Source organism: uncultured Aggregatibacter sp., assembly GCF_938046485.1.
GTDB lineage: Bacteria > Pseudomonadota > Gammaproteobacteria > Enterobacterales > Pasteurellaceae > Aggregatibacter.
This window is the reverse complement of sequence record NZ_CALIWN010000046.1, coordinates 11,999-34,337: the sequence shown is the minus strand read 5'-3', so window position 1 is coordinate 34,337 and position 22,339 is coordinate 11,999. Positions and strand designations below refer to the sequence as shown.

The 22,339-nt window shown below is 43.9% G+C and carries 19 protein-coding genes; 4 read left to right on the top strand and 15 right to left on the bottom strand.

The genetic code is table 11. The features are described from left to right. Positions 1-88 precede the first annotated feature (88 nt). Positions 89-2,677: a leucine--tRNA ligase gene (gene leuS / locus Q0203_RS05990; RefSeq protein WP_297930340.1), complete on the top strand. Its 2,589-nt coding sequence runs from the start codon at positions 89-91 to the stop codon at positions 2,675-2,677. A gap of 63 nt (positions 2,678-2,740) precedes the next feature. Here leuS and recX read toward each other — a convergent pair whose 3' ends face one another. The 3 genes from recX to Q0203_RS05975 all read right to left on the bottom strand — a co-directional run bounded on the left by recX (position 2,741) and on the right by Q0203_RS05975 (position 6,394). Further along, complete coding sequence (recX, locus tag Q0203_RS05985) at positions 2,741-3,202, bottom strand: recombination regulator RecX (RefSeq protein ID WP_297930337.1); 462 nt, start codon at positions 3,200-3,202, stop codon at positions 2,741-2,743. Between the two features lie 80 nt (positions 3,203-3,282). Further along, on the bottom strand, positions 3,283-4,335 hold the full coding sequence (gene recA / locus Q0203_RS05980) for a recombinase RecA (RefSeq protein WP_297930333.1): 1,053 nt from the start codon (positions 4,333-4,335) through the stop codon (positions 3,283-3,285). 133 nt (positions 4,336-4,468) lie between these two features. Continuing rightward, the gene (locus Q0203_RS05975) at positions 4,469-6,394 is read right to left on the bottom strand and encodes an ABC transporter ATP-binding protein (protein ID WP_297930330.1); all 1,926 of its coding nucleotides are present in this window, start codon (positions 6,392-6,394) and stop codon (positions 4,469-4,471) included. A gap of 79 nt (positions 6,395-6,473) precedes the next feature. Here Q0203_RS05975 and Q0203_RS05970 point away from each other — a divergent pair, with 79 nt between their 5' ends. Then, positions 6,474-7,091, top strand: a complete 618-nt coding sequence (locus tag Q0203_RS05970; RefSeq protein ID WP_021615505.1) for a MarC family protein — start codon at positions 6,474-6,476, stop codon at positions 7,089-7,091. Positions 7,092-7,093: 2 nt separating this feature from the next. Further along, entirely contained in the window at positions 7,094-7,726 is a 633-nt protein-coding gene (locus Q0203_RS05965; RefSeq protein WP_297930325.1) for an HI_0552 family protein, read from the top strand. Positions 7,727-7,756: 30 nt separating this feature from the next. Here the strand turns inward: Q0203_RS05965 and Q0203_RS05960 are convergent, their stop codons facing one another. The 12 genes from Q0203_RS05960 to Q0203_RS05905 all read right to left on the bottom strand — a co-directional run bounded on the left by Q0203_RS05960 (position 7,757) and on the right by Q0203_RS05905 (position 20,583). After that, positions 7,757-7,942, bottom strand: a complete 186-nt coding sequence (locus tag Q0203_RS05960; RefSeq protein WP_021615507.1) for a zf-HC2 domain-containing protein — start codon at positions 7,940-7,942, stop codon at positions 7,757-7,759. Then, positions 7,942-8,532 (bottom strand): sigma-70 family RNA polymerase sigma factor, encoded by a 591-nt coding sequence (locus Q0203_RS05955; protein ID WP_297930424.1) that lies wholly within the window; start codon positions 8,530-8,532, stop codon positions 7,942-7,944. The genes Q0203_RS05960 and Q0203_RS05955 overlap by 1 nt, the downstream gene beginning before the upstream one ends. Before the next feature lie 170 nt (positions 8,533-8,702). Further along, entirely contained in the window at positions 8,703-8,993 is a 291-nt protein-coding gene (locus Q0203_RS05950; RefSeq protein ID WP_297930322.1) for a hypothetical protein, read from the bottom strand. A gap of 242 nt (positions 8,994-9,235) precedes the next feature. Beyond that, positions 9,236-11,209 carry an LTA synthase family protein gene (locus Q0203_RS05945; protein WP_297930319.1) on the bottom strand — a complete coding sequence of 658 codons (1,974 nt, stop codon included), beginning with the start codon at positions 11,207-11,209 and terminating at the stop codon, positions 9,236-9,238. 69 nt (positions 11,210-11,278) lie between these two features. Continuing rightward, positions 11,279-11,938 (bottom strand): NAD(P)H-dependent oxidoreductase, encoded by a 660-nt coding sequence (locus tag Q0203_RS05940; protein ID WP_297930316.1) that lies wholly within the window; start codon positions 11,936-11,938, stop codon positions 11,279-11,281. Between the two features lie 141 nt (positions 11,939-12,079). Beyond that, the gene (fic, locus tag Q0203_RS05935) at positions 12,080-13,195 is read right to left on the bottom strand and encodes a protein adenylyltransferase Fic (protein WP_297930314.1); all 1,116 of its coding nucleotides are present in this window, start codon (positions 13,193-13,195) and stop codon (positions 12,080-12,082) included. A 166-nt stretch (positions 13,196-13,361) separates the two neighbouring features. Next, on the bottom strand, positions 13,362-15,071 hold the full coding sequence (locus Q0203_RS05930; protein ID WP_297930312.1) for a flotillin domain-containing protein: 1,710 nt from the start codon (positions 15,069-15,071) through the stop codon (positions 13,362-13,364). 35 nt (positions 15,072-15,106) lie between these two features. Next, the gene (locus tag Q0203_RS05925; protein ID WP_297930309.1) at positions 15,107-15,769 is read right to left on the bottom strand and encodes a YqiJ family protein; all 663 of its coding nucleotides are present in this window, start codon (positions 15,767-15,769) and stop codon (positions 15,107-15,109) included. 22 nt (positions 15,770-15,791) lie between these two features. Then, on the bottom strand, positions 15,792-16,460 hold the full coding sequence (locus Q0203_RS05920) for a PspA/IM30 family protein (RefSeq protein WP_297930306.1): 669 nt from the start codon (positions 16,458-16,460) through the stop codon (positions 15,792-15,794). Between the two features lie 19 nt (positions 16,461-16,479). After that, a complete protein-coding gene (locus Q0203_RS05915; protein WP_297930304.1) occupies positions 16,480-16,980 on the bottom strand; it encodes a hypothetical protein in 501 nt (166 codons plus the stop codon). 203 nt (positions 16,981-17,183) lie between these two features. Then, positions 17,184-18,842, bottom strand: a complete 1,659-nt coding sequence (cydC, locus tag Q0203_RS05910; RefSeq protein ID WP_297930301.1) for a thiol reductant ABC exporter subunit CydC — start codon at positions 18,840-18,842, stop codon at positions 17,184-17,186. Next, positions 18,835-20,583 (bottom strand): ABC transporter ATP-binding protein/permease, encoded by a 1,749-nt coding sequence (locus Q0203_RS05905; RefSeq protein ID WP_297930299.1) that lies wholly within the window; start codon positions 20,581-20,583, stop codon positions 18,835-18,837. Before Q0203_RS05905 ends, cydC begins: the two co-directional genes overlap by 8 nt. A gap of 350 nt (positions 20,584-20,933) precedes the next feature. Here Q0203_RS05905 and Q0203_RS05900 point away from each other — a divergent pair, with 350 nt between their 5' ends. Continuing rightward, the gene (locus Q0203_RS05900) at positions 20,934-22,229 is read left to right on the top strand and encodes an FAD-binding oxidoreductase (protein WP_297930296.1); all 1,296 of its coding nucleotides are present in this window, start codon (positions 20,934-20,936) and stop codon (positions 22,227-22,229) included. Positions 22,230-22,339 lie beyond the last annotated feature (110 nt).

The window sequence follows — 22,339 nt, the reverse complement described above, 5'->3', positions numbered from 1 at the left end:
GTTATTTTTCCCTATTTTACGCTATTCTATGGCGCATTTTCTAAGTTAAAACCCGCTAAAGTGCGGTCTATTTTTAAGGTGATTTTTTATGCAAGAACAATATCGTCCTGATTTGCTTGAACCGGAAGTGCAAAAATTCTGGCAGGACAATAAAACTTTCAAAGCGGTACAAGATAACAACAAAGAAAAATATTACTGTCTTTCCATGTTGCCGTATCCATCCGGCCGTTTGCACATGGGGCATGTGCGTAATTACACCATCGGTGATGTGGTTTCCCGTTATCAACGCATGATTGGTAAAAACGTGTTACAACCGATGGGGTGGGATGCGTTTGGTTTGCCGGCAGAAGGCGCAGCGGTAAAAAATAATACCGCCCCGGCAAAATGGACTTACGAAAATATTGAATACATGAAAAACCAGTTACAACTGCTCGGCTTCAGTTATGACTGGGATCGCGAAGTAACTACCTGCCGTCCGGAATATTACAAGTGGGAGCAATGGTTCTTTACCGAGTTATACAAAAAAGGCTTGGTGTATAAGAAAACCTCTACGGTGAACTGGTGCCCGAACGATAAAACCGTCTTGGCAAACGAGCAAGTGCATGAAGGTTGTTGCTGGCGCTGCGATACGCCGGTGGAACAAAAAGAAATTCCACAATGGTTTATTAAAATTACCGACTATGCCGAACAATTATTGAATTGCTTAGACGATTTACCGCAATGGCCGGATCAAGTCAAAACCATGCAACGTAACTGGATCGGTCGTTCTGAAGGCGTGGAAATCACCTTTGATATTAAAGATACCAACGAAAAATTAGCCGTTTATACCACCCGTCCCGACACGTTCTACGGCGTGAGTTATGTTGCTATTGCAGCGGCCCATCCATTGGCAACGCTTGCAGCGCAAAATAACCCTGAATTGGCGCAGTTCATTCAAGAAGCGAAAAACACTAAAGTTGCGGAAGCAGACATTGCCACCATGGAGAAAAAAGGTATGGCTACCGGTTTATATGCGGTGCATCCGTTAACCGGTGAACAAGTGCCTGTGTGGGTGGCGAACTTTGTATTAATGCATTATGGTACCGGCGCCGTGATGGCCGTGCCGGCACACGATCAGCGCGACTATGAATTCGCACAAAAATACGGTTTGGCAGTGAAACAAGTGATCGAACCGATGAACGGTGAAGAAATTGATTTAACCAAACAAGCCTTTACCGAGCACGGCAAACTGATTCATTCTGCTGAGTTTAATGGCTTACCATTTGATGCGGCATTTAATGGCATTGCCGACAAATTAGAAAAGTTAGGCGTGGGCAAACGCCAAGTGAATTACCGTTTACGCGACTGGGGCGTCTCCCGTCAACGTTATTGGGGCGCGCCGATTCCAATGTTAACCTTGGAAAACGGTGATGTAGTGCCGGCGCCAATGGAAGATTTACCTGTCATTCTGCCGGAAGATGTGGTGATGAATGGCGTGAACAGCCCGATTAAAGCGGATCCTGAATGGGCGAAAACGACCTATCAAGGCAAGCCGGCGTTAAAAGAAACCGACACCTTCGACACCTTTATGGAATCCTCTTGGTATTACGCCCGTTACACTTGCCCGGAATATCAACAAGGCATGTTAAACAGTGAAGAAGCGAACTACTGGTTGCCGGTGGATCAATATATCGGCGGTATCGAGCATGCGACCATGCATTTATTGTATTTCCGTTTCTTCCATAAATTATTGCGTGATGCAGGCTTGGTAACCAGTGATGAACCGGCAAATAAATTGTTGTGCCAAGGCATGGTGTTAGCGGATGCGTTCTATTACACTAGCCCGACCAACGAGCGCATTTGGGTTTCGCCAACCAAAGTGACTTTAGAGCGTGACGACAAAGGTCGTATCGTGAAAGCGGTGGATGATGAAGGCCATGAGTTGGTGCACGCCGGTATGACGAAAATGTCGAAATCCAAAAACAACGGCATCGACCCACAAGAAATGGTGGAAAAATACGGTGCGGATACCGTGCGCTTATTCATGATGTTTGCCTCGCCTGCGGAAATGACCTTAGAATGGCAAGAATCCGGTGTGGAAGGAGCGAAACGTTTCTTAGCGCGTGTGTGGAATTTGGTGTTTGAATACAGCAAAAATCCAACAAAAACAGCCGTCAATCCGACCGCACTTTCCGGTGCGCAAAAAGCGTTGCGTCGTGATGTCCACAAAACCATTGCGAAAGTCAGCGATGATATCGGCCGTCGTCAAACGTTCAATACGGCGATTGCGGCAATCATGGAATTAATGAATAAACTCACCCGCGCGCCGTTAGACGACGAACAAGATCGCGCCGTGATGGCGGAAGCCTTGAGTGCTGTGGTGCGTATGCTTTATCCAATTACGCCGCACATTTGTTTCCGTTTATGGAAAGAACTGGGTAATCAAGACATTATCGACTTTGCCCCTTGGGTGGAAGCGGATCCTGATGCGATGATTGAAGATGAAAAATTGATTGTGGTTCAAGTGAACGGAAAAGTGCGTGGTAAAGTCACTGTGGCTTCAGAGGCAGATGAAGAAAGTGTGAAAGCGATTGCCTTTGCCGATGAAAACGTCAAACGCTTTACCGACGGAACGCAAATCGTTAAGGTGATTTATGTTGCCGGCAAGTTGCTTAATGTTGTGGTGAAACCGCAGTAATCTAATCAAAAAATGACCTCACTTAACGCAAAGTGCGGTCATTTTCCTTGTTATTTTTCGAGATCAAAACTCGTCCTCACACTCACCAGTGCCCACATAATCCGCAAAATCCTCTTGATGAAACCCATGTGACAGCATGTATTGCCAAATTTTCTGGCGCATTTTCGGCGGTTGCTTTTCCTTATAATCAGGAAACTTTTTGCGTAACACATTTAACGCCAATGCCGACCAGTCAATATCGCATTCACGGACAACCGCTTCAATGGTTGCGCTGTCAATCCCTTTTAATTGACGCAATTCTTGTTTGATTCGATTAATGCCATAGCCTCGCTGAGAACGGCTGTTCAAATAACTTTCGGTAAAACGTTGATCACTTTGCCAGTTTTTTTGCTGGCAATGTGCGATGGCCTGATCAATGTCTTCCTCGGAAAAGGCTTTTTCCTGCATTTTACAACGCAGTTCAAATTCGCTGTATTCACGGCGAGAAAGTAAATTCATCACATAATTGAGGGCAAAGGAGGACATATTGTGTTACTTGTGATTATGGTTAAAAAACAGATAGAAAAAGTGCGGTCTTTTTCACCGCACTTTACCTATTACTTATTTTATTCGAAATCAGATTCAGCTACTTCGTCTTCAACATCGGCGGTAATCGCCGTTTCCGGATGCGCTAACAATTCCTCACGCAAAGTACTTTCAATTAATTTCGCTTGTTCCGGATTCTCTTTTAACCATTTCATCGCATTGGTTTTACCCTGACCGATTTTCTCGTTTTCATAGGCATACCATGCACCGGCTTTGCTGATGAGCTTGTGTTTTACGCCAAGATCAATCAATTCGCTTTCTTTAGAAATGCCTTCACCGTACAGAATTTGGAAATCCACTTGACGGAATGGCGGTGCGACTTTGTTTTTCACCACTTTCACGCGGGTTTCGTTACCAATGACTTCATCGCCTTCTTTAATTGAACCGACACGACGAATATCCAAACGCACAGAGGCATAGAATTTCAGTGCATTACCACCGGTAGTGGTTTCCGGGTTACCAAACATCACGCCGATCTTCATACGGATTTGGTTGATGAAAATCACTAAGCAGTTGGCATTTTTAATTTGTCCGGTTAATTTACGCAACGCTTGGGACATGAGACGTGCTTGCAAGCCCACATGAGAATCGCCCATGTCGCCTTCAATTTCTGCTTTCGGCGTTAAAGCAGCAACGGAGTCAACAATAATCACATCTACCGCACCGGAACGTACTAAGGCATCACAGATTTCTAACGCTTGCTCACCGTTGTCCGGTTGAGAAACCAACAACTCTTTCACATCCACGCCCAGTTTAGAGGCATAAATTGGGTCTAAGGCATGTTCCGCATCGATAAAGGCACAGGTTTTACCTGCTTTTTGCGCTTCAGCGATCACAGAAAGCGTCAAAGTAGTTTTACCGGAAGATTCCGGGCCAAAAATTTCAACGATACGTCCCATTGGCAAACCGCCGATCCCTAACGCTAAGTCAAGACCGAAGGAGCCGGTGGAAATCGCTTCAATATCCAATTTTTGGCTGTCGCCTAATTTCATGATGGCGCCTTTACCAAATTGTTTTTCGATTTGACCTAATGCGGCTTCGAGCGCTTTTTGTTTTTCTTCTTGAGTTGCCATGTTTATACCTCGGGGGAAAATCATTATCAAAATTTGCGCTTATAATAACTGTATCGATATACAGTATCAAGTGAAATTTTGATCTTTTTAAAAATAATGTGACACCGCTTCCAAAACCACATTATTTTGTGGTTTATTCTGCTTGAGACATGATGTCCTCTATGCTTTCTTGGAGTGCTAACCAGTCAACTTCTACCTCTTCCAGCTGTTTTTTCACCTGCACCTGCTCGGCTAAAAGTGCGGTCAATTTTGCTTTCATTTCTGCATCGTACAAACTCGTATCCGCCAAATCCGTTTCAATCTGTTGTAATTTCGCCCCCAGTTTTTCCATTTGAGTTTCCAGCTGCGTTGCCTGTTTACGTAATGGCGCAAGTTGTTGGCGAAGTTCGGCTTCTTTACGTTTTTGCTCTTTACGGTTGGCAGCAGAATTTTCATTTTCACTGGGCTCATTTTGTTCTTTTATCGCCGTTGGCTGCGCGTTTTGCTCGTTCAACCACTTCTGATAATCCGCCAAATCCCCTTTAAATTCTTCCACTTGCTTGTCATGCACCAAATAGAATTCATCCACAGTATTACGCAACAAATGGCGATCGTGCGACACCAACACCAAAGAACCTTGATAATCCACCAAGGCTTCTGTCAGCGCCTGACGCATATCCAAATCCAAGTGGTTGGTCGGTTCATCCAGCAACAGTAAGTTCGGACGTTGCCACACAATAAGCGCCAACACCAAACGCGCTTTTTCACCACCGGAAAAAGACGCCACCGGCTGATTCACTTTGTCGCCGTGAAAAGCAAAGCCACCTAAATAATCGCGCAGTTGTTGTTCTGTTTGTTGAGGCGCAATTTTTTGCAAATGCCACAAGGCGCTTTCATCCGCACGTAGCGTATCTAATTGATGTTGTGCAAAATAACCTAACTGCACGCCTTTCGCTAATTGAATGGTGCCGCCGGTCGGCGCAATTTCGCCTGCCAATAATTTAATTAAGGTGGATTTCCCTGCGCCGTTTTTACCGAGCAACCCGATACGTGAACCGGGCACCAGATTCAGTTTAATTTTACTTAAAATTTCCACCGCACTTTCACCCGAGCCATAACCGGCAGAAGCGTTTTCCATCATTAATAGAGGACTTGGCAGGGAGAGCGGTTCACGAAATTCAAAATGAAACGGATTATCCACATACGCCGGCGCAATTTTTTCCATGCGTTCCAATGCCTTAATACGGCTTTGCGCCTGCTTGGCTTTGGTGGCTTTGGCTTTGAAACGGTCAATATAATGCTGTAAGTGATCAATTTTCAGTTGTTGCTGGCGATACATGGCATTTTGTTGTGCTAATTTCGTTGCCCGTTGCAATTCAAAGGAAGAATAATCGCCCGTGTATTCATTGAGTTTTTGTTGTTCAATATGCAAAATCTTGCCGACAATCGGATCTAAAAAGTCACGATCGTGCGAAATTAGAATTAATGTACCCGGATATTGTTTTAACCAACGCTCCAACCAAATCACCGCGTCCAAATCTAAGTGGTTGGTCGGTTCATCGAGCAATAATAAATCAGAGCGACAAATCAAGGCTTGAGCCAAATTCAACCGCATCCGCCAACCACCGGAAAACGCCTTCACCGGTTGCACTAATTCAGCCTGAGAAAACCCCAAACCGTGCAATAATTCGCCGGCGCGTGCTTCAATCGTCCAAGCATCAATGGCATCAAGTTGATTATGCAACGTGGCAATCGCATTACCGTCATTGTCCGCGTTCGCTTGTTGCAATGCCTGTTGCAGACGGCTGTATTCACGGTCACCCTGAATCACATAATCAATGGCGCGACAATCCAATGCGGGCGTTTCTTGATTCACCCACGCCAACGCCAACGTTGACGGAAAAGACACCTCGCCACCTTCGGCGCTCATTTCATTTTTAAGCAACGCAAATAATGAGGATTTGCCACAACCGTTTTTGCCGACCAGGCCAACTTTTTGTCCCGGATTAATGGTGGCGTTGGCGTTTTCGAGGAGCGTAGTCAAGCCCCGTTTTAGGGTTAAATTTGTGAAAAAAAGCATTGGTTTATAACGAATTTAATATAAGATATCAGTTCATAAAATACGTAGGTTATTTTCCACTTTTTTATTGGAGTTGCCAATGTTTGATTCTCTCGTCGTTCAATTTGTCGTGCTATGGGCGGTTATTGACCCGATTGGCTCCATTCCTGTCTATTTAACCAAAACCGTTGGATTATCCGTAGAAGATCGCCGAAAAATCGCACGTAAAGCCGTGATGATTTCCGCCGGTATTTTGATTTTCTTCCTCATCGCCGGACAAGCCTTGTTAGAAGCCATGCAAATTCCCCTCACCGCCTTCCAAATTGCCGGCGGTTTGGTGTTATTACTGTTCGCCTTGACCATGATTTTCGGCGAAGGCAAACCGGAACAAGAAATTAAACTTTCATCCAATCTCAACGAACTGGCTGTCTATCCGTTAGCCGTGCCGTCTATTGCCTCGCCCGGCGCGATGATGGCGATTGTGTTGCTCACCGACAACCATCGTTTCAGCCTGTTCGATCAAACCATGACAACCTTAATCATGCTTTCTGTGTTGTTGATTACCTATCTTTTATTCCTTGCCGCCAACCGCATTCAACGCTGGATTGGTAACACCGGCGCAGCGGTGATTAGTCGCGTCATGGGATTAATTTTAGCCGCCGTTGCCATTAATAATATGTTGGTGGGCATTCGCGATTTCTTTACACAAATGAGTTAAACATGAACCTAATTAATGCCAGTGCTTGTGAGCTGTTTAATCTTCCTTTTTTCCAATTTGCTCAAATGAAAAAATTTTGCCCGGAAGAGATTCCGCGCATTAAAGCTGACTATAAAGCCCATTGGGAAAACTGGAAAGCGACCATTTTGCAAGCGTCCACAGAACTCGGTGCGCCTTTTGCTAAACCGCATATTGAAAGTTGGACGAATGGGTGGCAGGTACGCGGACATTTTTTTGCTTATTTTAAGTATGAAGATCATCTTAATTCCGCGGCGATTTTATCGGTATTATTAAACTCTCGCCGTTTGTCCGTCAGTTTAGATTGGCACTGCTATCGCGCCGATCGTTCACAAATTAATGTGCAACAATATAACCAATGGCTCGAAAATATGGACTTTACCACCTTTGCGGAGTTTGATATTTGGCGCGGTGATGAAAGCGAATACGATGATTTTCGTCAAGTCAAGACGCTTTCGCCGGCTGATTTAACGTTGCGTTCTGACGACGATTTTTGGTGCATCGGGCGAAATGCAGAAAAAGCCGAATTGGATTCACTGGATGCGACCCAATTTATCGTCAATAGCATTCGCGAACTCTTACCGCTGTATGAAGCCTGTCATCGCAAGCCAGCATAGAAAACACGGCCACTACCTTATGAGGTAAATTTAGTCTCGGCGTTCTCCTTGCACAGAAAACGTTCGCATTAACTGATGCATTTTATGGCAATTTTTATGAAACGCTCGGCAATAAGGACAAATCGCCAAATGCAGATAAACTTGTCCTTGTTCTAATAGGGTCAAGGGGTTTTCTTGATGCTTAGAAATTAATTGAGTCACTTGACGACATTTCATCATTTCTCTCCGGCGTTATCCGTTTGATCAAACCAATGGTGGGACAAACACGCTTGTAATTGTAAGCGGGCGCGGTATAGCAACACGTGCAAATTAGAGATGGATAAATCACATTCTTGGCAAATTTGTTCACTTTGCATATCAAAATATTCCCGCATCATAAAAACACGGGCTTGCTGTGCCGGCAGATGATCCAAGCACGCTTCAAAAATAATCCAAAACTCGTTTTTATATACCTGTTCTTGAGGTTCTTCCCAAGTTGAGGGTAAAAATCGACTACGATCCCAATGCCCTTCTTGATCAAAAAACGCATTCGGGTCATCGTCATCACTCACTTCTGAAACCGTCACTACACGTTGACGATACTTCAGCAAATCAATAATCTGATTTTTCAAAATAGCGAAAAACCACGTTTTTAACGCAGCCGCGCCTTTAAATGACGCGGCATGCTGATACGCCCTTGTCAGAGTTTCTTGTACCACATCTTCCGCCAAATCCTTGTCGCGCAACTGCAGCAGTGCAAATTTTAACATTTGCTCCCGAATCGCTTGTATTTGCTGAGATGAAATCGATTGAAACGCCAGCGGCATCGTTGAAGACATAAAAAATCCGTTTTATCTATACTTGCAGGCATTCATCATAATCCAACCTCTTTCACAAAGAAAGCCATACAGCAGAATTCATAGATACGAATGATATGCTTTGTGAAAAGGCTTGTTTACCACAAGCCTTTTCATTAAATGAACCTTATCTAAAAAAGTTACATTTTTGGCTTCATTGCTTCAGATTCTTTCATGCCCTGTTCCATGTTATTTTCCATCATCTTTTTATCTGATTTCATTTTTTTCTTCATATCGTGTTTCATCGATTTTCCTTCTTTCATCTTATCCATTTTATTATCCATCATCGGCTTGGCATCTTTCATGCTCTCCATTTTATGTTCCATTTGCTGTTCCATCGGTTGCATGTTTTTCATTTCCGCAGAAACTTGAAAGGCCATTGCCATACCAAGCACACCGGCTAATGTGACGAATGATGTCATTTTTTTCATAAGAAACTCCTTTAATCCTATTGAGATGTGTTGAATTTTTTTGATTAAGAAAAACCGTAAGAAAACGAACGCTTTCCTACATGCTAATTAGACGGAACTCGCCGACAATTTCTTACAAAAATTTTTATGAAAAAAGAGGTGATGGGAAGAGGAGATGAGCTGCGATGACAGGCGATGACAGAAAACAAAAAAAGTGCGGTTAAAATCTATCGTGAATTTCCACCGCACTTTTCATCTTCAAATTAACGCTTGCTTTCTGCCTGTTTGATTTCCGGCGTTGTGTATAAACGATGTTTATACAAGTAGCTGCCTAACAGCGCATGAGCCAAAGCTTCTTTCACCATGCTTTGCGGCACTTCTGCTTCCGTTAAGGTTTCGGTGGCTTTGTCGTAACGGTAGGTTTTGGCACCCACTTTCGGGAATTGAATCACCACATCATTGCCCCGCATAAGCGCCTGCACTTGGTCGTATTGCATAATGGCGCGATTTGGATCGTTTGGTTTGGTGAGGTCATAACCGATCATCGGGTAATCGCCACTAATGCCTGCCAGAGAAAGTAACGTGGTCGGCATATCAAATTGGCTGACCAAACGATTATCGCGGCGCGGTTCGATGCCTTCACCCAAAATCAATGCCGGAATGTGGAAATGCTTAATCGGCATCAAGCTGGCACCTGCTACACGAGAGTCGTGGTCGGCAATCACTAAGAAAATCGTGTCTTGCCAATAATTGGAGGCCTTCGCTAGCTTGAAGAAATGCCCAATCGCATAATCCGCATATTTTGCCGCATTGTTGCGCGTAGCTTTCGGTTGTTCGTACAGATCGATTTTGCCGTCCGGGAATTCAAACGGATCATGGTTACTGGAGCTAAACACGAGGCTAAAGAACGGTTTGCCTTCGTTGTGTAATTGGGTAAACGTCTCATTGGCTTTAGTGAACAAGTCTTCGTCACTCACGCCCCAAGTCCCGGTAAAGCTTGGGTTTTGATAATCCATTTGGTCGATAATACGCTTAAAGCCGTTTCCGTAGAAAAAGCCCGCCATGTTATCAAAATGCTTTTCCCCACCGTAAATAAAGGACGTATCGTAACCCCGTTGGCTTAATAACTGTGCCAAGGTAAAGAAACCGCGTTGGCTGTTGTTGAGTTTCACCACAGCACGTGCCGGCGTTGGTGTGAAACCGGCGGTAACCGCTTCAATACCACGCACGGAACGGGTGCCGGTGGCATATAAATTATCAAACAACCAGCCTTGCTGTGCCAACTTGTCAAATTCGGGCGACAATGGCAAACCACCTAGCGTGCCGATAAATTGCGCACCGAAGCTTTCTTCCAACACAATCACGATATTTTTCGGCTTACCTTGGTAAGTGGCTTGGTTGCGAGTCAAGGTTGGAATGTCCTTGGAAATATAAGCCTCAGCCGGGCGGCTTCCGCTGTTTTTCACAATAGAGAGCATTTCTTCCACCTCCATTTTGCCATAGGCTTCGGAAGAGGTGCCTTCATCTTTAAACTGTTGTGCTGCATAAATCACAGAATAGCCTGAATTCAGCACCAAAGAATTCACCATGGCATCAGAAGAAAATGCCACCATCGCCGGGTTGATTCCGCGGTGTTGCAAGCTAGAACGCGCACCGAGAAAACTCAACGCAATCACCAACAACGCCACCACCGGACGCCATGTCCAACGCATTGGTGTGATATTGCGCACCGCCCAACCGGCCAGTTTCCAATACACCACCGCAGCAATAAGGGTAAAAATGAGGCTAAAAATGACCGCACTTAAATGCCCTTCCATCAACATGGAGAACACTTCTTTCGGGTAAATCAAATATTCGATGAACAGGCGATTCGGACGATAATCATAGGTTTCAATAAATGCCGGTGTCGCCAGTTCCATAAACACGATAAACACACTGCCTGCCGTCAACCAGAAACGCAAAATACGCTGCCAAATGCGCCCTAACGCGTTTTGATGATAAAGCAATACCGTCAATAATGCCGGCATACCGAATAAATAACACAAAGACACCACGTCCATGCGTAGGCCTTGCAAGAACAATTCGCCCCAACCGTTGACTGCATTGACCCGATCCAGTTGCCATAAAGACAAACCGAGACGAGATAGGGTGAAGACAATGAGATTCACCAAAGAAAAGAAAAAAATCGGGAACAGCAGCGAACGCGGTTTGCCTGCCGTAAATAAATGTCGTGACATTTCAGTCTCCAAAATGTAAAAAATCCGCTCTTTTAAGCCATGACAACAAAGAACGGATTTAAGAAAAAATTATTCGATCCAATGAACAATCTCATTGAGTGGTTTGCGGGATTTCGGGCGAATGTCTTTGGCACGATAACCAAAAGTCACCGCAACAGACACCGCATATTTTTCTGCGTCATACGCACCGGTTTGCGCCAAAATACGGTTGACTTCAGCATAGTTAAACCCTTCGATCGGGCAACTATCGATACCGATTAAGGCCGCGCCTGTCATCATATTCGCCAGTGCGATATAGGTTTGTTTGCTTGCCCAGTCGAATAAAGTGCGGTCGTTTTCCAACACGTTTATGTGTTCTGTTTGAAAGCGTTGATAGGTTGCCATATTGGCTTGCATTTGCTCTTCCGTTAAGCCGCGACGTGCAAGGTTTGCGCGAAAATCCTCAGAATCATAACGCATATGTTTATTCGCCAAAATCACCACCACATGGCTGGCATCATCTAACTGCGTTGCCATGCCCCAACTCACCGGTTTTAAGGCTTGGCGTAATTCGGGATTTTGCACCACTAAAAATTGCCATGGCTCGGATCCTACGGAACTTGGCGATAAGCGACCAAGTTCTAAAATATAGTCAAAATCTTCTTTGCTGATTTTGCGCTCGGGATCGTAATAACGTGTTGCGCAACGGAAATGGAAGGCATCTAATACTTGTTGTTTGGTAGCAAACATTGAATTCTCCTTTATCATCATAAATATGATGGCGGTAGTTTACGTTTGTTTAGGCGGAATCACAATATAACGCCCAAAATATGACAACAAAGTAGAATCACATGATTTCGCCGAAAAGAAAAAGTGCGGTGATTTTTTTATTTAATTGGTTGCATAAGGTGTAAATACATTATTCTCACCTCTCAGCAACTCCATTAGTTTCGGATGAATAAATAATTTATCCCTCCCCACAGATTGTTCACTTAAAACCCCTGCATCACACAAATCTTTTAAATATTTAGACGCGGTTTGTCTTTTAGCAATGCCTGCCCGTTCTAAATTTACGATGCGAGTATAAGGTTGCTCAAACAACAATTCGACCAATTCTAAACTGTAAAGATGAGGCAAAGATTGTTGAATGTAACGTTTTGTTTCAATAGACAAGGCTTTGATTGCCTCAATTTTCCTCAACGTCCAAATTGCCGTCTCTTCAATCCCTTTTAAGAAATATAACAACCAATCTTGCCAATTTTGATTGACGGTGACATCCAACAACAAGCGGTAATAATCTGCTTTATGCTCAATAATATAACGACTTAAATATAAAATCGGCAAATGAAGAAGTCCTTTTTCAATCAGCAATAAACTATTTAACACTCGCCCTGTTCGCCCATTACCATCTAAAAAAGGATGAATAGCCTCGAATTGATAATGCGCAACTGCCAAAATAATCAACGGATCCAACGCTTCATTGTTATGAATAAACGTTTCCCAATTTGCTAGTTTATCCCGAATCAGCCGCTCTCCTTCCGGTGGCGTGTAAATGACCTCACCATTCACACCATTGCGTAATGCCGTTCCTGTTACCTTCCGAATATCCATTGCGCGTCCTTTTATCTCACTACATACCAATACGGCTGTTTGTGTACAAAGTGGACGCTCCTTTAAACTCTCAAATCCGGAAAATAATGCTGTTCGGTATTGCAATGCTTCTTTGGTCGCCGCATCATCTTCTTCACTATCAAGCTGTAATGACCGGAAAAGTTTATCTGTTGTGGTAACGATATTCTCAATTTCACTACTTGCACGCGCTTCCATAATCGGCAACGTATTGATTAACATCGACTGATTAGGAATAAGCTCAGCCGCTTGTTTTAACTCCGCTAATGCTGCTCTCGCTTTGATCGTTTGCTTTAAAACGTCTTTCGTTTCCAATTCTTCCGTTGGTGGAAGATCAGGAAGCTGATTAAACGCAAACGTTGGGCTCCATTGTCTCATCTTTAAAAATCTCATTTTTTTAAACAGATCCGGAGTATATGTTTATCAAATCAACATATCAACAAAATAGGTTTAAAATTTCTCCATTTTTAAACATATGCGAAGAAAGCGGCTTGCTCTTCGGGTAAGTAGGATGGAATATCGAAATCCACCGCACTTTTCATCCTTATGATTCTTGGTTTGATTTTGTCACTTGTTGGTTAAGATTTTGAGTCAAACCATTGATGTCGGCACCGTTTAAGCCTAGCTCTTTTAGCAGATTATCCACCAGTGGTGCTTGCCCGCGGTAGCGTAATGCGCTGTTTACAAGCTGATCGGATAAACTGGTCTGGGAAGCAACTTCACCCTGCTCGGCAGATGTCGCGGCACCAAACCCACCAAGGCCGTTTACTTGCAAGATTTTAATATCGTCAATATTTTCCATTGGACGTACGCTTTCACGAATAATGTCCGGTAAATGTTTCAATAGCGCAAGGCGAACTTGCATTTCCACTTGCTCAACGGACAAGACATTCGCCGCTTCATTGACGGCGCGGGTCCCTTCGGCATCCACTTTATATTGTTGTTCCAAGGCTTTCGCTAACAAGATTTTTGCATCCGCTTCCCCTTTGGCTTGTAAACGTTGTTTCTCCGCCTCGGCTTCCGCCACAATGCGTAACGCTTCCGCACGGTCGAATGCGGCTTGTTTCTCTGCCTCCGCCGCGACGGTGATCGCAATGGCATCTTTTTGGGCGATTTCTTGAGCCGCAATCAATTCAACGGCCTTGGCACGTTCCGCTTTTTCTGTTTCACGCACCGTGATAACACTTTCCTCTTCTCGCACAGCCGATGCACGCGCTTTATCCGCCAGTGCTTTGGCTTCCGATTCGGCACGTGATTTTTCCGCAACGGCAATGGCGCGATCTTGCTCGGCTAATTCAATCGCTTTCTTACGTTCTACTTCCGCGCGTTCAATTTGTTGATCTTTTTGAATTTTTTCATTTTCAATATCACGTTCCGCAAGAATGCGTTTTAAGTCCACTTCTCGAGATGCTGCGATTTTAACTTCTTCCGCTTCGCGTTTTTTCTGCGCTTCCTGTCCGGCAATTTCGGCATTTTGTTCCGCCCGACGTATCGCAATCTCACGCTCTTGTTCTAATTTGGCATATTCTTCTTCACGCAAAATTTGTAAACGAGTACGTTCGGCTTCCAAATTTTTGGTTTTTATCGCCAAATCCGTATCCTGTTCAATATCGTTACGTTTTTTACGGCGCACCTCGATGGTTTCCGTTAAGCGGGTTAAACCTTCCGCGTCAAAGGCATTTTGCGGATTGAAGTACTCAAAACTGGTTTGATCCAAGCCGGTCAGCGATACGGTTTCCAATTCCAAGCCGTTTTTAAACAAATCTTCCGAGACCACTTGTTGCACTTTTTGCACAAAATCCACCCGTTTTTCATGCAATTCTTCCATGGCCATTTCCGCTGCAACCGCCCGCAAACTGTCAACAAACTTCCCTTCCACCAATTCTTTTAATTGTTCCGGTGACATGGTTTTCATCCCCAAGGTTTGCGCCGCCGTGGCAATGCTTTCGGCGGTCGGTTTCACTCGCACATAAAACTCTGCCGTCACATCCACCCGCATACGATCTCGGGTAATCAACGCCTGATCTGCTGCGCGACGCACTTCCAAACGCAAGGTATTCATATTCACGGGAATCACTTCATGTAACACGGGCAAGACAATCGCACCGCCATTCATGATCACTTTTTCACCGCCAAAACCGGTGCGTACAAATGAGACCTCTTTGCTGGCGCGACGATATAATCGGGTAAGAATGAGGCCGAGAATTAATAATGCAATGAGTACAATGCCGGCAATGATTGAAATCAGTTCCATAATTTGTCCTTGTGTTTGAGAAAAATACGTCGTCGTTAATCAACCAAATTTCCATTCGGATTTTTGATTGCTTTAAAAAGATTATCTTGTAAAGAAATCAACAATATGGTTTCGCCTTGCATGAGTGCGTTATCATCGTCAGGTTCGACCATGACATAATGTTGCTGACCGTAACCATCCTTTACGCGCGCTTGGGCGGGACTGCCTCGCTTTGCCGTGCCAAGTATCACCACCCCGACACAACCGACCAAACTCGCTTGGGTAACTGCGGTCGTTTCATCTTTAGGAAAGATGTGATAAACCCCGGTAGCTGCCATGCGTACCAAAGGTAGGCTGGCAAACCAGACAATCACGGCAGCAACACAACCCGGCAAATAAAAACCGGAGAACTGATATAATGCATATTGCAAGCTATAACCCAGCAAGCCAAAAATAGCGAGAAAAATCACCACTAACATTAATAGAGGCAACTTGCCGACATATAACCAACTTAAAAATCGGATCACAAGACCACTGTCGGCGTAATTCAGCCCAATTTCTGCCTGTGTGTCCGTTAAGCTATCCGGTAAAAAATCATCGACCCACTCATTAATACCGCCCAGCATAAATGATGCCAATTCAAGAATACCAAGCAATAACATCAGCATAATGGCAATGCCGAAAATGCTATTTTGTGGTGCAGTAATCAGTTCCCACATAATATATCCTTATTTCAAGCCGCTATTTGGCGGTTTTCAGTTGCGCTAAACGTTCTTTAATCCGATTCGTTCTGCTCACCTCTTCCAAATCTTTTAATTTGGCTAACTGTGACGGATCACGTCCTGCCATATGCAAGCCGGTTTGTCGCCCCATCAGCCGATCAAACGCATTGGCGGTCTTTTCCGTATTGCGCAAAATTTGATTTAATGTGGAGCCGTTGCGTCCCTTTTCATGCGTTGCCGCTTGCGTTTGGCTTTGCTTCCAATCTTGAACGGCCTGTTGCATTTCACGTCGTTTCGCTTGCAATGCCACAATAAACCCTTCAAGCTCTTTTTCCTGCGCCGCACAGTCCGCCACCGTATTTTCCAACACCGGCAAGCGCGCCTCAATGTCCATTTGTTCGGCAATTCCGATTTCCGCCAAGTCATCACGATTGGATTTCAGTGCTTCTTGAATATCCGCCTGCAACGTTTCATGGCGATTGCTTTCATCTGCCATTTTTTTCGTGGCTAAATGCTTCTGCACTAAAACCTTGCCTAATTCTGACCGCACTTCATCTATCGCGCGCTCAATCTCGCGAATATTTTCATTCATCACCGCTTCCGGTGCTAAATTTTCTGCGGCATCTAAAATGGCATGAAATCCGCCACTGACTAAACGTCCGACACGACGAGCTAATGTTTCGCTCATATTCTACCTCCTTCTTTTTTTATTTTTCATCACGTTGACGAATAATGTGAGCCAAATTCAATGTGTTTTTCAGTTGGGCTAACACACTGTCATCGAATGCGGCTCCTTTCCCCGTCACCGCCAGTTGCAAAATGCTGTCAGTTAAACGCACAATACGCCACATGACTTCGCATTCATATTTTTTTAACGCCTCCAACTCGCTTTCCGTCGGAACGTCTGCGACTAATGTTGCGGTTAAATCCGGTAACAATTCAAATAAGCGCGCCAGAATGTGCGAATGAACCCCCAGTTCTTTTTCCGCATGCAACACATCGCGCTTGGCATTTTGTAAAAACTGTTCCGCTTGCGCTAAAGCGGTGCCGTAATCTTGCGGCTGTGTATAACTTTGCCGGGCTTGTTTTAATAATTCACGAATTTTTTCCGAAGGCGTATTTGCCCCTTCAACCTGTAAATTTGCAATAAAATCCGCATCTTCCTGAGAAATTCTCACGCTTATCGGAATTCGATTTGCTACGCTCATATTCAAACCTCATTGTTTGTATTCATTTGAATACAATATACAGAGATCGTTTTCAAAAAACAACTGATTATTTAAACATTTTGTTGTTTAGCTGATTTGCCGATAGCAAACAGAAAAAATACACAAAAAAAGTGCGGTGGATTTTCTCAGCGTTTTAAAACACCATGAAAACCCACCGCACTTTGACGTTCAACAAGCCTTAACTATGACATTCGTCCGTTAGCGATTGGAATAACTTGATCACAAATTGCCATAGTAGAAGCGCGATGGCTCACTAGGATAATCAGTTTTTCTGCTTTTACGTTTAACAAGGATTGCAAAATCATGGCTTCGTTTAAGCTGTCCAGATTACTGGTCGGTTCGTCTAACAAAATAATCGGTGCATTGTGCAAGAAGGCGCGGGCAATTCCGATACGTTGTTTTTCACCGTCAGAAAGGTTGCTCCCCATTTCAGTGATTTTGGTGTCGTAGCCTTCCGGTAAACTCATGATAAATTCATGAATAGAGGCTTTTTTCGCTGCTTCAATCACTTGCTCTTTCGTTGCCTTGCGGTTTGCCAACACAATATTTTCATACACTGTTTCATTGAAAATATAGGTTTGTTGGGTGATGTAAGCAATATTGTCGCGCAAATTCACCGTATTAATGTTTTTTAAGTCCGTATCGTTAATGCAAATACGGCCTTGTTGCGGATCGTAAAAACGCATCATTAATTTCAAAAGGGTACTTTTACCGCTACCGCTGCGACCATGAATACCGAGAATTTCGCCTTTATTGAGCTGTAAATTCACATCAGACAAAATTTGTTCGTCCACATAAGCAAAGCTGACGTTTTCTACGTTAATTTGCTGCACGTCAGTGATATTCACGCCGTTTTCTACGTCTTTTAATTCCGGTTGTTCTGCCAATAAGGCCAAGACACGTTCGCCGCTGGCGAGGGTTTGCAATAAGTTGTTGGACAGATTACTTAAAGCAATCACCGGGCCGTAACTGGACATCAATAAAATCACACCAATGAGCAAACCGGCAAAATCAATGTAATCATAAGCAAAGAGGGTTAAGCCCACCAATAAAATCACGATATTGAAGAAAGACACCGCGATTTCCGTGAACGAACGCACGTTGCCTTCTTGTTGTTTGATTTTTAAAAAGGCTTGGTCGATTTTTTCACTGCGCTGGTGGATTTCCTGTAAGCGTTTTTCCTCGTTACCGAAAAGTTGAATTTCTTTCATGCCGCGAATGCTGTCGAGGAAGAAATCGTTCATTTCGCCAACTAAGTCACGGTATTTGCGGCCATCTTCACGTGCCATTTGGGTGGTGACAATAGGCAAAATAATACCGATGGTGACATAGGCTAAAAATGCTACCAACACGAACCACCAAGAAATATGCGCGAACACCGCCAATAAAATACCGGAGGTTAAAAAAGCAATGGCGATCGGCGCGATGGTGTGCGCATAAAACACTTCCAACAATTCAATATCATTGGTGACCAAGGAAAGCAATTGACCGGATTGTTTGTCCTGCAATTTTACAAACGCCAAACGACGTAATGCACTGAACACTTTGTCGCGCAACAACGCCAATAATTTGAAGGCGATGTAATGGCCGGACATTTGCTCCAAATAACGCAAAATGCCACGCGCTACCGCCAGCACAATAAGTGCGGTCAAAATTTGCGATAAATTTAAGTGGGTGTGGAAGTTAAGCAATTCCGACAAGCCCATGGCACCTAGCACCATAATGAAAATAGCGCTAAGGAAACCGAGGGTGCCCATAATAATGGTGAAACTCATGATATGTGCCAACGGCGTCACCAATTTCATGAGCTGCCACATGACGACAAATCCGTTCTTACGCATGATTTGCCCCCGTTCTGATATTTTCTAAGTTCTTTTGTTGATTAAACATTTCTGCATAAATTCCGTTTTCAGTCATTAAAGAAGCATGATCGCCTGATTCTGCCAAGTGACCGCTTTGTAACACATAAATTTGGTCGGCATTCACCGCATTCGCGAGACGATGAGAAATCATGACGATAGTTTTTTCGTGTTTAAGCTGTTGAATAAATTGCAGAATGATTTCTTCACTTTCTACGTCGATGTTACTGGTGGCTTCATCGAAAACGTATAAGTCGGCATTGTGCAACAACGCTCGCGCCAACGCTAAACGTTGAATTTGACCGCCGGACAAGTTGGTTCCGCGACTTAATAACATCATGTCTAACCCGCCGTTTTCACGGACGAAATTCGCCAAATTCACTTGTTCCAAGCATTGATAAATGGCGTCATCAGAAGCATCGGACAATGCCATCAACATATTTTCTCTGAGGCTGCCTTTGAAAATGTAGCTGCTGTGGCTTACCAACGAAACATGACGATATAAGGAATGACGGTTAATTTGTTTAATATCGACGCCGTTAAACAAAATTTCCCCTTGCTGCGCTTGGTAAAAGCCCATGAGCAAAGAAACCAGCGTGGATTTACCGCAACCGCTTTTACCCACAAAAACCGTTAATTGCTTCGGTTGAATATTAAGGTTTAAGCCGTTAATGGCCGGTTTCTCTGCAGAATAGGCAAAATGTAAATCCTTAATTTGCACGCTGACTTCATTTTTAGCCGGAAAATCCACCGCACTTTTGTTTTCTTCTACCGGCGTATCTAGCAGCGTAAAGATTTTTTCTGAAGCCGCCTTGCCGTTCATCGCGACGTGGAAGAAAGAACCGAGTAAGCGTAACGGAATAAAAAATTCAGAAGAAAGCAAAATGAATAAAATGACACCAAAAATGCTTAAATTACCGTCTTGGTATTGTAAAAGCGCCGTCAAAATTCCCAACGCCGCACCGCCGTAAGCCAATAAATCCATTAAAGAAACGGAGTTCAGCTGCATGGTCAGCACTTTCATGGTGATGGTACGGAAATTCTCCGCTTCGATATCCATTTGTTTAGCTTTGTAATCGTCATCTTGATAGATTTTTAAGGTAATCAAGCCTTGTAGGTTATCCAAAAAGCTGCTGCCTAAACCCACATAAATAGACCAATATTTCGCCAACAAACGTTTCGCGATTTTATTTACCGCAATGATGGACATTGGAATTAACGGCACGCAAACCAAAAGAATTAATGAGGTCGGTGCGTTAAAAAAGACCAGAAAAACAAACAACGTGAGTGGCGCAAGCAGGCTGTAAAACAATTGCGGAAGATAACGTCCGAAATAAATTTCCAGCTGTTCCACCCCTTCAGATGCCACTTGGATCACCGAAGAGGTAGATTGTTGGTTAACCTGATTCAGCGGCATAGAAGATAATTTTTGATAAATCAGCGTGCGCAATTTATGTTTCACTTGCGTACTCGCTTTATAGGAAGCTTTCACCGCCATTTTGCCCGCCCAAGCACGCAACGCCAAACAAGCAACCAAAACAACGGTAAAAATGACCGCACTTTGTAGCGTAAGTGTGCGCTCAAACGCCCACTGCAAACAAATGGCAAATACCACCGCACTTATAATCCCGCCGATTAAGGCAACCCAGTTCCATAAGACATTAATAGCAATCCATTTTTTGCTATCCGCGACTGTGCTTATCAGCCGTTTATCTATCATCATGATAGAAACTCCTAAAAATAAAAAAGAAGTACGCAGGCAGCGTACTTTTGTTTAACGAATCCTGTCTTCCTCTCGACAACACGCTCATTTCCTTGCGAACAATCACTTTTCGCAAGTGACACATGGTGACGATAAGCCAGGGTTTATTATAAAAAATAAAATAAAAGGAATATAGACGTGTATGAGAATTATTTTTATTTTTGTAATGAAATGGAAGAGAGTTTATTTTTATCAAAGATACCCTAAAACAGGCTTATAATTGACCGCACTTTTTCGTGTGTTTGTTCAAATATTGACTTCTCCCCCTTGCGTAGTAATATGCACCCACTTTTCATTACAGGCGTTTATTTATGCTAGCGTTTTCACATCAAGAACATATTGAATCCTATTATTCCGTCACCCGTAACCAACATTTTGAGTTACCGCCGTTAAATCAAAAAGAATCTGCTGACGTGTGCGTTGTCGGTGCAGGCTTTTTCGGTTTATCCACAGCATTAGAACTTGCAGAACAAGGCAAAAGCGTGATCGTACTGGAAGGCGCACGGGTCGGCTTTGGCGCATCGGGGCGTAGTGGCGGGCAAGCCATTAACGGTTTTGAAGACGGCATCGATGAATATATCGAACAAGTAGGCTTGGAAACTGCCCGTAAGCTATGGCAAATGTCCTTAGAAGCCATTGATATTATTGATGAACGCATTGCGAAATACGGTATTGAGTGTGATTGGAAGAAAGGCTATGCCACGTTAGCGCTCAACGAGCGTCGTATGGAAGATTTAATCGCTATTGAAAAAGCCAGCCACGAAATTTTTGGCTATCAACATATGCAGCTATGGGACAAGGCAAAACTGGAACAACATCTCGGCAGCAAAATTTATTGTGGTGCGTTGTATGACAGTAATTCCGGGCATTTGCATCCGCTCAATTATTGCTTAGGTTTGGCAAAAGCGTGTTTGGATTTGGGCGTGCGTATTTATGAGCAATCGCCTGTGGTGGATTTGCGTGAAAAAGCAACAGACATTGAAGTCGTAACAGATAAAAGCCTCGTTGTCGCCAAAGATGTGGTGTTGGCGACTAACGCCTACATTGATGTACTACCAAAAAGTATTCACCGTGGCATTGCCCGTAAAATTCTACCGGTAGAAAGTTTTATCATCGCCACTGAACCGCTTGATCAAGCCACGGCTGATTCCGTGATCAACAACGGCATGTCTGTGTGCGACAGCAATTATTTGCTGGATTATTACCGCTTAAGCGCCGACAACCGCTTATTGTTTGGTAGCGATTCCAGTTCCGAGAAAAACATGATTGAGGTCATGCGACACAATATGTTGCGCGTTTTCCCACAGTTGGAACACGTTAAAATTGATTATGGTTGGGGCGGCCCTATCGATATGACCATCAATTCCAATCCCCATTTCGGACGCATTTCGCCACATATTTATTTCGCCCACGGCTATTCCGGCCACGGCGTAGCGCTCACCGGTTTGGCCGGTCGCATTGTCGCAGAAGCCATTTTAGGCAACGACGAACGCTTGGCTATCTTCAGTAAATTAAAAGTGCCTTCAGTATTCGGTGGCAAATTAGTGAAGAAGCTGGCATTAAAAATCGGCGTGAACTATTACCGTTTCTTGGATAAATACCGCTGATGAATAAATCGGCGGATTTTATTGCTTTCAGTTATAACCTAGAGAAAACAATTATTTTGCTTTCTAAAAACTTACTGTAATAATCCACCGCACTTCACCTTATCAAAAAA